At 62.4% G+C, this 13080-nt stretch carries 10 protein-coding genes; 4 read left to right on the top strand and 6 right to left on the bottom strand.

Translation table 11 applies throughout. The features are described 5' to 3' along the window. Positions 1–7: 7 nt before the first annotated feature. Positions 8–607 carry an OmpW/AlkL family protein gene (locus ACFPN2_RS06305; RefSeq protein WP_380595771.1) on the bottom strand — a complete coding sequence of 200 codons (600 nt, stop codon included), beginning with the start codon at positions 605–607 and terminating at the stop codon, positions 8–10. 305 nt (positions 608–912) lie between these two features. Here ACFPN2_RS06305 and ACFPN2_RS06300 point away from each other — a divergent pair, with 305 nt between their 5' ends. Beyond that, on the top strand, positions 913–2184 hold the full coding sequence (locus ACFPN2_RS06300) for a class I SAM-dependent methyltransferase (protein ID WP_380595770.1): 1272 nt from the start codon (positions 913–915) through the stop codon (positions 2182–2184). After that, entirely contained in the window at positions 2181–3305 is a 1125-nt protein-coding gene (locus ACFPN2_RS06295) for an NAD(P)/FAD-dependent oxidoreductase (RefSeq protein WP_380595769.1), read from the top strand. Before ACFPN2_RS06300 ends, ACFPN2_RS06295 begins: the two co-directional genes overlap by 4 nt. Positions 3306–3358: 53 nt before the next feature. Here the strand turns inward: ACFPN2_RS06295 and ACFPN2_RS06290 are convergent, their stop codons facing one another. From ACFPN2_RS06290 to ACFPN2_RS06280, 3 genes are read right to left on the bottom strand one after another with little or no spacing between them, the layout of a single operon-like run. Continuing rightward, positions 3359–5743 (bottom strand): phosphoketolase family protein, encoded by a 2385-nt coding sequence (locus tag ACFPN2_RS06290; RefSeq protein ID WP_380595768.1) that lies wholly within the window; start codon positions 5741–5743, stop codon positions 3359–3361. Between the two features lie 37 nt (positions 5744–5780). After that, positions 5781–6428 (bottom strand): response regulator transcription factor, encoded by a 648-nt coding sequence (locus ACFPN2_RS06285; protein ID WP_380595767.1) that lies wholly within the window; start codon positions 6426–6428, stop codon positions 5781–5783. Positions 6429–6433: 5 nt separating this feature from the next. Beyond that, entirely contained in the window at positions 6434–7183 is a 750-nt protein-coding gene (locus ACFPN2_RS06280) for a sensor histidine kinase (protein WP_380595766.1), read from the bottom strand. Between the two features lie 222 nt (positions 7184–7405). On the opposite strand from ACFPN2_RS06280, the gene ACFPN2_RS06275 reads away from it, so the two are divergent. Both ACFPN2_RS06275 and ACFPN2_RS06270 read left to right on the top strand, forming a co-directional pair. Then, positions 7406–8962 carry a hybrid sensor histidine kinase/response regulator gene (locus ACFPN2_RS06275; RefSeq protein WP_380595765.1) on the top strand — a complete coding sequence of 519 codons (1557 nt, stop codon included), beginning with the start codon at positions 7406–7408 and terminating at the stop codon, positions 8960–8962. An 87-nt stretch (positions 8963–9049) separates the two neighbouring features. Next, positions 9050–10000, top strand: a complete 951-nt coding sequence (locus tag ACFPN2_RS06270; RefSeq protein WP_380595764.1) for a universal stress protein — start codon at positions 9050–9052, stop codon at positions 9998–10000. Between the two features lie 64 nt (positions 10001–10064). Here the strand turns inward: ACFPN2_RS06270 and ACFPN2_RS06265 are convergent, their stop codons facing one another. Together ACFPN2_RS06265 and recQ are read right to left on the bottom strand one after the other, a co-directional pair. Next, positions 10065–11012 (bottom strand): 3-oxoacyl-ACP synthase III family protein, encoded by a 948-nt coding sequence (locus ACFPN2_RS06265; protein WP_380595763.1) that lies wholly within the window; start codon positions 11010–11012, stop codon positions 10065–10067. Positions 11013–11106: 94 nt separating this feature from the next. Next, a complete protein-coding gene (recQ, locus tag ACFPN2_RS06260; protein ID WP_380595762.1) occupies positions 11107–12990 on the bottom strand; it encodes a DNA helicase RecQ in 1884 nt (627 codons plus the stop codon). Between the last annotated feature and the right edge of the window lie 90 nt (positions 12991–13080).

The following is a 13080-nucleotide window of genomic DNA, read 5'->3' as shown; positions in this document are numbered from 1 at the left end:
GTGCGCGTCAGAAGCGGCGGCCGATGGACAAGCCAAAGGCCAATGGATCGACTTCGACGGTGCCGATGTCGGCGCCGTTCACCTTGGCGTCGGTGTCGATGTCGAACCAGCGCGCGTCGGCATTCACGAACCAGTCCGAACCGATATCCACATCCAGGCCGACTTGGGCCGCGAGTCCCCAGGAGGGATCGAGCTCGAGCTTGACGCCGTTCAGTGCGCCCCGGGTCTTCTCGTCGAAGAACAACGTGTAGTTCAGGCCCGCGCCGACATAGGGGCGCCACGTGCCGTTGGGATTGAAGTGATATTGGGCGCTGACGGTGGGCGGCAGGTACTTGGACTTGGCCACCCGGGGGCCGCCATTCAGATTGATATCGGACTCGAACGGCAGGGCCGCGAGCACCTCGACGCCCCAGTTGGGTGCGAGCATATATGTCGCATTGAAGGTCAGCTGGGCGGCGGCATCGACGTTGACCAGCTCGTGATTGTCCGACTTGGGGCGGACGTTATGGACACCCACGCGCCAGATCCAGTCACCGGCTTCCTGGGCCTGGGTGGGGAGCGCGGTAGTCAGGGTCAATGCGGAAAGAATTGCAGCAGCGAGTCTCATGGCACACACCTTGTCATCATTCAGGCCGAACCTTTCGGCCGGATCGTTCGTTTTGTCTGGGTGTATTTATAAGAGGCGGGCAGGTGTGCCGCGCTCCGGAGGTCCACGGAAGGTCTGCGGGGTAGTCCGGGGATGGTGGCAGGGTGTAATCCTTGCCGGCAGTTCGCAGCAATTCTTTCGACAACCGCCGTTCACGACGCCAAATGCGCGCGAACGCTTGCATCGAATAGAAAAAATCCCAATATAAAGGTCGGCGACTGCCAGCGGGGGCGGAGACAACAATGCAGACCTCTCAAGAGCGGCCTATGACTGCGTACCGAGTGGCGGACAATGCGCCACCGGGTCCTGCGCGGCACGACTCCTCCGCTCAGCCTGCACCCGCGTTGCAGCCACTCTCCCTCGAAGGCCGCATGCTGCGCGCATTGCTACATGCATTCGGCGATCCGCCGGTTCAGATTGCACTTTGGAATGGCGAGCGCGTCGGCCCCGCGGAGCCCGTGGCGACCTTGCATGTGCCGAACCGGTCCACGTTAGTGCGTCTGTGCAGAGATCCCGATCTGCAGTTCGGCGAGCTGTACAGCTCCGGCCAGCTGCCGATCGAAGGCGATCTCGGTCGGCTCATCGAAGTGTTGTATCAAGGCTCGGCACATCCGGGACGCAATTCCATCTCGGCCCTGCGGCGCCTGGGGCAATGGTTGCACCGTCGACCGTCCAATACGTTGCATGGCTCGCGCGAAAATATTCATCATCACTACGACATCGGTAACGAGTTCTATTCCCTGTGGCTGGGCTCGACCATGGCGTACACCTGCGCGTACTTCCCGACGCCCGAAGCGACTCTGGATGAAGCGCAGAACGCCAAGATGGAACATGTGTGCCGGAAGTTGATGCTGCGCCCGGGGATGACGGTCGCCGAGGCTGGGTGTGGCTGGGGCGGGCTCGCGTTGTATATGGCTCGTCACCACGGCGTGAAAGTCCGGGCGTTCAATATCTCGCGCGAGCAAATTGCATTTGCACGCGAGCGGGCCAAAGCTCAGGGGCTGGAGAGCAACGTCGAGTTCGTCGAGGACGACTATCGAAACATTCGTGGTTCGTACGACGCGTTCGTTTCGGTGGGCATGCTCGAGCACGTCGGCGTCGAAAACTACCCGGGGCTGGGCGAGGTCATTCGCGGCTGTTTGAAGCCGGAAGGGCTGGGGCTGATTCATACTATCGGTCGCAATCGCTGGAAGCCCATGCACCGCTGGATCGATCGACGCATCTTCCCGGGCGCGAATCCGCCGTCGCTGAAACAGATGATGGATATCTTCGAGGACTCGGAGTTCTCGGTGCTGGACGTGGAGAACATTCGCCTGCACTACGCCAAGACCTTGGATTGGTGGTGGCGGTTGTATGAAGAGTCGCGCGATAAAGTCGCCGCCATGTTCGACGAGAACTTCGTCAGAATGTGGCGCCTGTATCTGGCCGGTTCGCGCGCCGCGTTCGTCACCGGTGAGATGCAGCTGTTTCAGGTGGTGTTCTCGGCCGGCACCAACAACAAGATTCCCATGACGCGCGAGCATCTGTATCACCCATGAGCGCGGCTACCTGTGATGTGCTGATTGTCGGGGGCGGCCCGGCCGGGTCCACGTGCGCACGCGCGCTGACCAAGGCTGGGCTCGATGTGCTCATCATGGACAAGAGCACGTTCCCGCGGGACAAGGTGTGCGCGGGGTGGATTACGCCGCAGGTCGTGCAGGAGCTGGAACTGGATGTGGATGACTATCGACAGGGGCGCGTGCTGCAACCTATCGATTCATTCATCACCGGCATGGGTGAGCAGGCCAATGCGTCGGTGAGCTACGGCAAGATCGTGAGCTACGGGATCCGGCGGTGTGAGTTCGATCATTATTTATTGGAACGTAGCGGTGCGCGGTTGCGGATGGGCGAGGCGTGGAAGTCGATGGAGCGGCAGGGCGATCGCTGGCTCGTGAACGGAGAGATTTCCGCTTCGCTGGTCATCGGTGCGGGCGGTCATTTCTGTCCCGTGGCCCGCTTTCTCGGTGCTCACTTGGGCAAGGAAGAGCGCGCTATCAGCGCGCAGGAGATCGAGTTTGAGCTGAGTGATTCGCAGGCGGCGCGATGCGCTGTGACCGGCGAGCGGCCGGAGCTTTATTTTTGCGATGACCTGAAGGGTTATGGCTGGTGTTTCAGGAAGGGCAACTATCTCAATGTCGGCCTGGGCCGCGAAGGCAACCATCGGCTCGCCGAGCATGTGCAAACGTTTGCCCGGTCGCTGGCTGAGCAAGGCAGGATTCCGGCGGACTTGCCGGGCAAGTTCAAAGGGCACGCCTATTTGCTCTATGCGCACGGCAACCGGCCTGTGATTGGCGATGGCGTGATGATCATTGGCGATGCGGCCGGCCTCGCTTATACGCAGAGCGGTGAGGGAATTCGGCCGGCGATTGAGTCGGGGTTGATGGCGGCCGCTAACGCGCTCGCCGCGAATCGCGACTATCGTCGCGAGCGGCTGTCACCTTACGAAGCCGCACTCCGCGCTCGCTTCGGAGAGCGCGGCGAAGCGCCGGCGCTGGCGATGCTTCCCTCGAAGTTGCGTCTCGGCCTCGCTCGAGCACTGATGCAGACGCAGTGGTTCGCACGCAATGTCGTGCTCGACCGCTGGTTTCTGCATGCGCAGATGCCGGCACTGAATCGGTAGGCGCTGCCGGGCCGAAGGCCCGGCCAGCGCGCGGGGCGGTACCGGATCGGCGCTTACTTCACCTTCCACTGCCAATTCCGAACCTCCGGCATATCTTCACCATGCCGGCAGATGTATTCGCGATGCTCGATGAGCTTGTCTCGCAGTCGCTGACGTAAGTGGCCGGCCTGCGCGCCCAGGCTGGGGACCAGGTCGATGGCGGCTTCGGCGAGGTGGAAGCGGTCGAGGTCGTTGAGCACGGTCATATCGAACGGCGTGGTGGTCGTGCCTTCTTCCTTGTAGCCGCGCACGTGCAGATTGTCGTGGCCTTTGCGGCGATAGGTGAGGCGGTGGATCAGCCAAGGATAGCCGTGGAACGCGAACAGGATGGGTTTGTCCGTTGTGAACATGGCATCGAACTCCTTGTCGCTCATGCCATGAGGATGTTCGCTTGCCGGCTGCAGCGTCATGAGGTCGACGACGTTCACGAAACGAATCTTCAACGACGGCAGCCACTCACGCAGCAGCGACACCGCAGCCAATGATTCCAGCGTCGGCACGTCGCCGGCGCAGGCCATCACGATATCGGGCGAGCTTTCCTGATCGTTGCTGGCCCAGTCCCAGATGCCGGCACCGGCGCTGCAATGTTTGATGGCCGCATCCATCGACAGCCATTGATACGCCGGCTGCTTGCCGGCGACGACGACGTTCACGTAGTTGCGACTGCGCAGACAATGGTCCGTGACGCTCAACAACGTGTTGGCATCCGGCGGCAGATACACGCGCACGACTTCGGGCTTCTTGTTCACGACATGATCGATGAACCCCGGGTCCTGATGGCTGAAGCCGTTGTGATCCTGGCGCCAGACATGCGACGTCAGCAGGTAATTCAACGAAGCGATGGGACGCCGCCAGGGGATGTCGTTGCAGGTCTTGAGCCACTTGGCATGCTGATTGAACATCGAGTCGACGATGTGCACGAACGCTTCGTAGCAGCTGAAGAAACCGTGCCGTCCCGTCAACAGATAGCCTTCCAGCCAGCCCTGGCATTGGTGCTCGCTGAGCACTTCCATGATGCGACCGTCCATCGCGACGCCGGTATCCGTTGGCAGAATCTCGGCCGCGAGCATGCGCGAGGTGACTTGCAACACCTCGTCCCAGCGATTCGACGTGAACTCGTCCGGCGCGAACAACCGGAAGTTCTTCGAGTCCATATTCATCTTCATCACGTCGCGCAGGAACTTGCCCTGGACGCGCGTCGCCTCGCCGATGCGCGAGCCGGGCGACGGCAGCTCGATGGCGTATTCGCGGAAGTCGGGAAGGCGCAGCTCCCGAAGCAGAAGGCCGCCGTTCGCGTGCGGGTTGTCACCCATGCGTCGCTTGCCGACGGGAGCGAGCTCACGCAATTTCGGGTGTAACTTGCCTTCGGCAGTAAACAACTCTTCGGGCTTGTAGCTGCGCATCCACTGTTCGAGCAGCTTCAAGTGTTCGGGCTTTTCCGCGAGCTGCGCGAGGGGCACTTGATGCGAGCGCCAGCTGTTCTCGACCGGCACGCCGTCGACCTCTTCGGGACCGGTCCAGCCTTTCGGAGTGCGCATCACCAGCATCGGCCAGCGTGGCCGTTGATGGAAACCGTTCTTGCGCGCGTCGGTTTGAATCTCGCGGATGCGCTCGATCATTCGATCCACGAGCTTCGCCATGGCGAGATGAGTGGCGGCCACGGTATCGGCTTCTTCGAGGAAGAAGGGCTCGTAGCCGTAACCCTGCATCAGTTGCTTCAGCTCTTCCTGCGGGATGCGAGAGAGCACGGTCGGGCCGGCGATCTTGTAACCATTCAAATGCAGGATGGGCAGCACCGCGCCGTCGCGCACGGGATTCACAAACTTGTTCGAGTGCCAGCTGGTGGCGAGCGGACCGGTCTCGGCTTCGCCGTCGCCGATGACGCAGGCCACGATGAGTTCGGGATTGTCGAGCACCGCGCCGGTGGCATGCGACAGCGCGTAGCCGAGCTCGCCGCCTTCATGAATCGAGCCCGGCGTTTCGGGCGCGACATGACTGGGAATACCGCCGGGAAACGAAAACTGTTTGAACAGCTTGCGCATCCCGTCCTTGTCTTCGGAAATATTCGGGTAGTACTCGCTGTACGTGCCTTCCAGATAGACGTTGGCGACCAGCGCCGGTCCGCCGTGACCCGGGCCCGCCACATACACCATGTCCAGGTCGTACTTGCGGATGGCGCGGTTCAAGTGCGCATAGATGAAGTTGAGCCCGGGGGTCGTGCCCCAGTGACCCAGCAGCCGCGGCTTGACGTGTGACAACTGTAGTGGCTGCTCGAGCAGCGGGTTGTCCATCAGATAGATCTGACCGACCGCGAGATAGTTCGCGGCCCGCCAGTAGGCATCGAGCCGTGTCAGATATTCAGGACTGAGTGTGGGATCGTCGCGCGTGGCATCTGACATAGCCGGTCCTCGAAGAATGCTAGGCCCTGGCTAATCGTCAGCCATTGCCGAGAGTTTCACCATTCAGGGTGAGGTGCATCTTCACCAGATGCGCCACCGAGCGCGCCTGCATTTTTTCCATGACATTGGCGCGGTGAATTTCGACGGTGCGCTCGCTCAGGCCGAGGTCGATGGCGATGACTTTGTTGGCGCGGCCATCGACGACCAGGGCCATCACTTCGCGCTCGCGCGGGGTGAGCGATTCGCTGCGACGCTTGAGATCGGCGTGCCGCTCGACGGTCTCGCGATTCTCGGCGTCCTGTTTCAGGGCGCCGTTAATACGATCGAGTAGATCCTGGTCACGGAACGGCTTCTGTAGAAAATCGAACGCGCCGTCTTTCATGGCCTGCACGGCCATCGGAATGTCGCCGTGTCCGGTCATGAGGATCACCGGTAGCATCGAGCCGCTGCGATTAAGCTGCTGCTGTACTTCCAGGCCGCTCATTTCCGGCATGCGCACGTCGAGCACCAGGCAGCCGGGCTGATTCGGATCGAGCTTCTGCAGGAACTCCGCGGGACGCTCGAAGCTGACGGCGTTGTAACCGACCGTCGACATGAGCACGCTCAAGGCGCGACGCATGCCGTCGTCGTCGTCGACAATGTAGATCGTTGGCTTTTTGCGGGCCGGAGTTTTAGTGGCGGTCATGTTCGCTAGGAGATCGACACCGGTATGCGGAACCAGAACTTCGCGCCACCGCCTTCGACATCGTCGCAGCCGATCGCGCCTTCGTGTGCTTCAACGATAGCGCGGCTCGACGCCAGGCCCAAGCCCGTGCCCTGATCCTTGGTGGTGAAAAACGGTCGAAACAATTGCGCACGAGCCTCGGTCGTCAGGCCCACGCCGTTGTCGATGACGGCGGTGGTCACGGCGTAGCGGTCGCCGGTGACTTCGATGCGCACGCGGGCCGGCTGTTGAGCGGGCCGGCGCGCTTCGAGCGAATTCTGTACGAGCGTATAGAGCACATGCTGAATGCGCAGGCGGTCGACCGAGACGGCGGGCAGCGCCTCGTCGATGACCACTTCCAGGCGCACACCGGCGCGACTGGCGAGCAGCTCCAGCACTGGCATCAGCTCCGCAATCACGTCGGCCATGGCGCAATTGACGCGGGCCACGGCGTGATCGTTGAACAATTTACGAATGCGACGGATGCCTTGGCCGGCATTGAGCGCTTCGTTACTGATGTGACGCAGGACGTCCAGGGCCTGCGCCGTCATCGGCTCGGGCCGCGACAGCATGCGCTCGGCGGCTTGCGCGAAGGTGGCAATGGCGCCGATGGGCTGATTCAATTCATGCGCAAAGCCGCTGGCCATTTCCTCCAGCGCGGACGTGCGGGCAATCTGCATCAGTTGCTCGAGCAGTCGCGATGTCGCCGGCTCGCCGGACGGGTCGTCAGCAGCCATGACTGCACCGCCGGTCGGTGGCGGAACGGGAACGGGGCGGGATTGCCATGATTCCGGGAGTTTCATATGGGTCGCAGACTGCCCGCAAGCCCTGGCCGGCACACCCGCGACTTCCACGGAAGCGACTACGCCCGCCCCTTAGAGCCGGCCGTCGTGGTCCGCATCGATGTCCCGCGGGCGTGAAAAGCGGCATAATTTTCAGCCTACGACGAGCCCGAGACGATGGACCAGCTTAGCGATATCACTCAGCACCTGTTGCGCTTTTCCCCCGACGCGCTGATCGTGGTCGATGCCAACGGCCGCATCCGTTTCGCCAACGAGACGGTCACCCAGCTGTTCGGCTACGCGCTCGAGCAGTTGCTGGACAAGCCGCTGGAGACGCTGATTCCCGAGCGCCTGCGCGGCAAGCATGTCAGTCATCTGACCGCGTATTTGAGCAAGCCCGGCAATCGCGAGATGGGCGCTCGTATCGCCGACTTGTATGCGCGCCGTTCCGATGGCAGCGAGTTTGCGGCCGGTATCCGGCTGGCGCCGTTCAAAATCGGTGAGAAGCTGTTCGTCGCCGCCGCGATCCGCGACAACACTGAACGGCAGCAGATCAATGAAGCGTTGATTGCCGCGCGCGAAGAGGCGGACCGGGCCAATCGCGCCAAGAGCCGCTTCCTGGCGACGGCCAGCCATGACTTGCGTCAGCCCATTCAAACCATTCGTTTGTTGAATGCGGCCATGCTCAAGATTTCGCGGCCCGATCTGCGCGAGCTGTTACAGCAGCAGGAGCGCGCGATTGAAGGCATGACTCGCATGCTGAACGCATTGCTCGATATCAGTCGCTTGGAGTCAGGCGCGATCGAGCCGCAAGTCTCCGATGTGCCGCTCACCGAGACGCTTCATCAGCTGACCACCGAGTTCGAGTCGGTGGCGCAGGCGCGTGGCATCGCGCTTCGGGTCGAGCCCGCTTCATTGATCGTCTCGACCGATCGCACGCTGTTCTATCAGTTGCTGCAGAACCTGGTCGGCAATGCGTTGAAATATACCGATCAAGGCGAGGTCAAGGTCAGCTGCGTCACCGGTCCCGCCGCGCTCACTATTACTGTGAGCGACACGGGCATCGGCATTCCGGCCGACAAGCTGGATCGCATCTTCGACGAGTACTACCAGGTCGACACGCAAGGCGCGAAGCGCATGGGCGTGGGGCTCGGGTTGGCGATTGTTAAAGAAGTCGCGCGACTGTTGGGATTCACGGTGAGCATCAGCTCGCACGTCGGTGAGGGCACGCGGGCGGTTGTGAGCATCCCGAATCAGTATTTGACTGCGATCGCCGTGGGAGCGGATTCGACCGCCACTGCGGAACCCGCCGGCGGCGCGACGCGTCGATCTCGAGTACTGCTGGTCGAAGACAACGATGGCGTGCGCCTGGCGACCGAGTTGTTTCTGCGTTTCGAAGGTTTCCACGTCGAGAGCGCGCCGTCGGCTGCCGAGGCCGAGGTGTTGTTCGAGAAGTTTCAGCGCGGCGATGTGATCGTCGCTGACTATCATCTCGACGGTCGCAACACCGGGTTGGAGTTGCTGACAAGGTTGCGCCAACGTCTGGGCTATGACGTGCCCGGTGTCGTGCTCAGTGGCGACTTGCCGTCGGTCCTGCGCTCGTTGCGCACGCCGGTGCCGAATTGTCGGTTTCTAAGCAAGCCGGTCGACACCTCGGCATTGCTCGATGCGATCGACGAGCTCTCCGTCGACGGCGGTACCGATCGCCGCAGCGCTGCCGGCGGCGCTGGCTGAAAACGCCGGGCTTGTCCGGAGCGGTTACGCGGTTGTCCCGATACCGGGCGCCCCGGTGCGATTCGAGACTGAGTCGAGGTCACTGCCATGACAACCCCAATGGGCTATATCAAACAAATCCTGGTGATCGTCGATCCCACCGCGACCGAGCATCCAGCCGTGGACAAGGCCGCATTGCTCGCGGAAAAGTTTCATGCGCGGCTGGAGCTGTTCGCCTGCGACACCAAGGCGGCTCGCGAGATGCGGTTGTCGTCACACGTGCGCGCCAATCCGGGTGCGCCGTTGCCGGTCAATTTCAAAGGCGAGCTCGAATCTTTGGCCGTACCGCTGCGTGCCCGCGGGCTGGACGTTACGACCGATACTGCTTGCGCCGATCCGCTACATATCGGATTGCTCGATCGCATTCGACACACGAATGCCGATCTGGTGGTGAAGGACACGCATCATCATTCGCTCGCTCAGCGAACGTTTCTTACAAACACCGATTGGCAATTGATTCGCGGCTGTCCCGTGCCGCTGTTGTTGACCAAAGGCGGTAAATGGGCCGAGGTGCCACGCGTCGTGGCGGCGGTCGATCCGGGTCACGTCAATGACAAGCCGGAAATTCTGGATCACTGGATCGTCGAGCATGCATCGTTGTTCGCGCAGCGACTGAACGGCGAGCTGCATGTGCTGCATGTTTATTTGCCCATGGCCATCATCGGTGCGGCGACGGCGGTGAATCCGCCCATGGTGGCGGCTGCGACGCCGGAAGAACTGGCGCTCGAAGAAAAGAATCGTCGCGAGCTGGTGACCGCGCTAGTTAGCGATTACAACGTCGCGCCCAAGAACATTCATCTCGAGCTGGGCGGTCCGGCTCAAGTGCTGCCGATGGCGGCGGCACGGATCAATGCGGATGTGATGACGATGGGCGCGATCGCGCGCAGCGGACTCAAACGGATTTTCATCGGCAGCACGGCAGAGGATGTGCTGGAGAAGTTGCCGTGCGACGCGCTGATTTTGAAGCCGCCGAAGTTCGGCGAGCATGTCGCGCTCTGAACGAGCGCGACCGAGAAGGCCGCACAACTCAAGAAGCGCGGCTGGAGACATTCCGCGGGAAACGTTATTGAGCGCGGCGAACCAGTGCGCCGGCTGCTGAGTAGCCGCCGCCGAATGCGATCAGCAACGCATATTCGCCCGGCTCGAGCTTGTGCGCGTAACGATGCAGCGTGATCGCCACGCTCGCGCAACCGGTGTTACCCAGTTCGCCAATCGTCAGCGCCACGCGTTGCGGCTGCAGACCGAGATCGTCGGCGACGCTATCGATGATGCGTTTGTTCGCTTGGTGCGGAATGACCAGTCGAACGTCGCCCACTGTGAGCTTGTTGCGTTCCAGGAGGAGCCGCGCCATGCCGGCCATCTCCCGGCAAGCGTGCACGAAAATGTCCTTGCCATGATGCATGACCAGGCCGCCGTCACGCGGCACCATGGTGATGCCGAACGGGCCCTTGCCCCGATCGGCGAGGCCGACCGTGTGCGTGTCCAGAACTTCCAGCTGCAACTTGCCCGGCGTGTTGCCCAGAATCAGGGCAGCCGCGCCGTCGCCCCACAAGTGACCGGATTTCTCGTCGCCGTCGGACGAGTACAGGCTGTTGTGCTCGGAGGCCACGATCAGCGCCTTGCGCGAGCGGCCCGACGCGAAGTAGGCCGATGCCATGTCGATGGCGTCGATGAAAGACGAGCATGCCGTGGACAAATACATCGCACGCGCGTTGGCGAGCGAGAACTCGCGCTGTAACACGTGAGCAATGGTGCCGATTGTGTCCCACGGCGTGTAGGAGGCGCCGATGATGAGATCAACGTCCTCGAGCGTCGCGTCGCCCGTGCGTAGCAAATGCTTGACGGCCGCGATCGCCATCGAATTGGCGTTCTCGCCTTCACCGGCGCGGCGGCGTTGACGAATACCCGTCAATTGCTCGAACCACGGCGAGGCCCGGCCGGTCAGGCGCGCGAAGTAGTCGTTGTCAACGACCCGTTCCGGCAAGTACTCACCCGAGGCATGAATGAACATCGGTCGTCTCTGGACTGTCAAAGCGAAGCGGTCTCAGTAGGCAGTAGTAACGGGGCCGCGCCACCGGCGGCCCTGCGGGGCGGCGAGATTATACCTAGCTGCGGCCGGAGCGGATTTCATCCGTGAACAACTGCCCGTAGCGCGCCAGTTTGGCCTGACCCACCCCGGGAATGTTGGCAAATTCTGCCAGCGTGGCCGGCGCCCGGCGCACCATCTCGCGCAAGGTGGCGTCGTGAAAAATGACGTAGGGCGGTACCCCGCTCTGATCCGCCAGCTTTTTCCGCAAGGCTCGCAACTTATCGAACAGCGGCTGATCGGCGACATGCAGGTCCTCGGCGCCGCCGGACGCATCCGATTTGCGCCGTGACGGGGCGGCCGGCGCGTCGGCGATGTGCACTTTGCGCTCCCCGCGCAGGACTTCCCAGCTCGCCGCGTTGAGAGACAGCACCGAATAGCCGTCCTGCGTTTCCTGGAGCAGGCCCTGATGGAGCAGCGCGCGGGCCACGCCGCGCCACGTGTCGACGCTGTGCTGCTTACCGATGCCGTAGACGCTGAGCTGCGCATGTCCATTGTCGATCAGGCGCTGAGACTGGCTGCCGCGCAGGATGTCGATCAAATAAGCGGCACCGAAGCGTTCGCGCCGCTGCGCGAGCCGCGCGATGCACGACAGAAACTGCTGTGCTTCGATCGTGCGGTCCTGCTGCTGGCGCGGGTTGCGGCAGTTGTCGCAGTTTCCGCACGAATCGGGGAGCACTTCGCCGAAGTATCGAAGCTGGATTCCGCGCCGGCACTCGGTCGACTCGGCGTAGTTGAGCACCTGGCGCAGTTGCTGGCGGGCGAGCCGCTGCTCGTCCTCGAGCGGTTCGCCTGTGTCCGGATCCACCTTCTGCTGGATCAGAAATTCGGCGGTGCGAATGTCGGCGGCACTGAAATACAGAATACATTCGGCGGGATCGCCGTCGCGTCCGGCGCGGCCGGACTCCTGATAATAACTTTCGAGGGTGCGCGGCAGATCGTAATGAATCACCCAGCGCACGTCGGGCTTGTTGATACCCATGCCGAAGGCAATGGTCGCGACCATCACACGCGCGTCATCTCGGATGAAAGCTTCCTGATTGCTACGGCGTTGCTCGGCATCGAGGCCGGCGTGATAGGGCAGGGCGTCGATGCCGTCCGCTTGCAATTGCAACGCGAGCTCGTCGACGCGCTTGCGTGACAGGCAGTACACGATGCCAGCGCTGTCCTCGCGCGCTCGCGCCAGCAACTCGTCGTAGGTGCGCTTGTTCTTCGGCCGCACGCCGTAATACAGATTCGGCCGATTGAAGCTCGCGACATGCACCGCCGGGTCGTGTAACGCCAGCTGATTGATGATGTCCTGACGGACGCGCGGTGTCGCTGTAGCGGTGAATGCAAACAACGGAACATTCTCGTAGCGCCGCCGGAGCGCGGCGAGCTGTCGATATTCCGGACGGAAATCGTGGCCCCATTCGGACACGCAATGGGCCTCGTCGACCACGAACGCGGTGATGCCGCGGCCGGCGTCCAGTCGCGCAAGCACGCCATCGAAGAAGCCCGGCTGTAACAAACGCTCGGGCGCGAGGTACAGCAACTTGTATTCACCTTGAGCCGCGCCGCGCAGGCGTGCGCTCACCTCGCTCGATTCGAGGCTGGAGTTGATGTACGTCGCCGGGATGCCGTTGTCCTGGAGCAGGCGCACCTGGTCCTGCATGAGTGCGATCAGCGGCGAGATCACCAGCGTGATGCCAGGCTGCAGAACCGCGGGCAGCTGGAAGCACAACGACTTGCCGCCGCCGGTAGGCATGATGGCCAGCAGATCGCGACCGGCGAGCGCATCGCGCACGACGGCTTCCTGGCCGGGACGGAACGTGCTGAAACCGAAGCGACTTTTGAGCGCGTCGGCGAGGTCGGCGCCGTCGGCGGGGGCATTGCGGGTCATGGAAACGGGAGCGGCTGTCACCCCGGCATCATCTCATCCTCGTTCCGGCTTTGGCACACGTTGTGACACCGCCGATCCACAATTCTTTGCCCACCCTGCGCGGGGCCCCGA

Source organism: Steroidobacter flavus (assembly GCF_042651805.1).
Classification (GTDB): Bacteria; Pseudomonadota; Gammaproteobacteria; order Steroidobacterales; family Steroidobacteraceae; genus Steroidobacter; species Steroidobacter flavus.
Note: the sequence above shows the minus strand (reverse complement) of the source record. Positions and strands in the feature narration are given on the sequence as shown.

Excerpts from the sequence above, each read along its gene's own strand:
- ACFPN2_RS06270 (WP_380595764.1), top strand. The coding sequence starts at position 9,050 with ATGACAACCCCAATGGGCTATATCAAACAAATCCTGGTGATCGTCGAT.
- ACFPN2_RS06300 (WP_380595770.1), top strand. The coding sequence starts at position 913 with ATGACTGCGTACCGAGTGGCGGACAATGCGCCACCGGGTCCTGCGCGG.
- ACFPN2_RS06285 (WP_380595767.1), bottom strand. The coding sequence starts at position 6,428 with ATGACCGCCACTAAAACTCCGGCCCGCAAAAAGCCAACGATCTACATT.
- ACFPN2_RS06265 (WP_380595763.1), bottom strand. The coding sequence starts at position 11,012 with ATGTTCATTCATGCCTCGGGTGAGTACTTGCCGGAACGGGTCGTTGAC.
- ACFPN2_RS06295 (WP_380595769.1), top strand. The coding sequence starts at position 2,181 with ATGAGCGCGGCTACCTGTGATGTGCTGATTGTCGGGGGCGGCCCGGCC.
- ACFPN2_RS06275 (WP_380595765.1), top strand. The coding sequence starts at position 7,406 with ATGGACCAGCTTAGCGATATCACTCAGCACCTGTTGCGCTTTTCCCCC.
- ACFPN2_RS06290 (WP_380595768.1), bottom strand. The coding sequence starts at position 5,743 with ATGTCAGATGCCACGCGCGACGATCCCACACTCAGTCCTGAATATCTG.
- ACFPN2_RS06305 (WP_380595771.1), bottom strand. The coding sequence starts at position 607 with ATGAGACTCGCTGCTGCAATTCTTTCCGCATTGACCCTGACTACCGCG.
- ACFPN2_RS06280 (WP_380595766.1), bottom strand. The coding sequence starts at position 7,183 with ATGGCTGCTGACGACCCGTCCGGCGAGCCGGCGACATCGCGACTGCTC.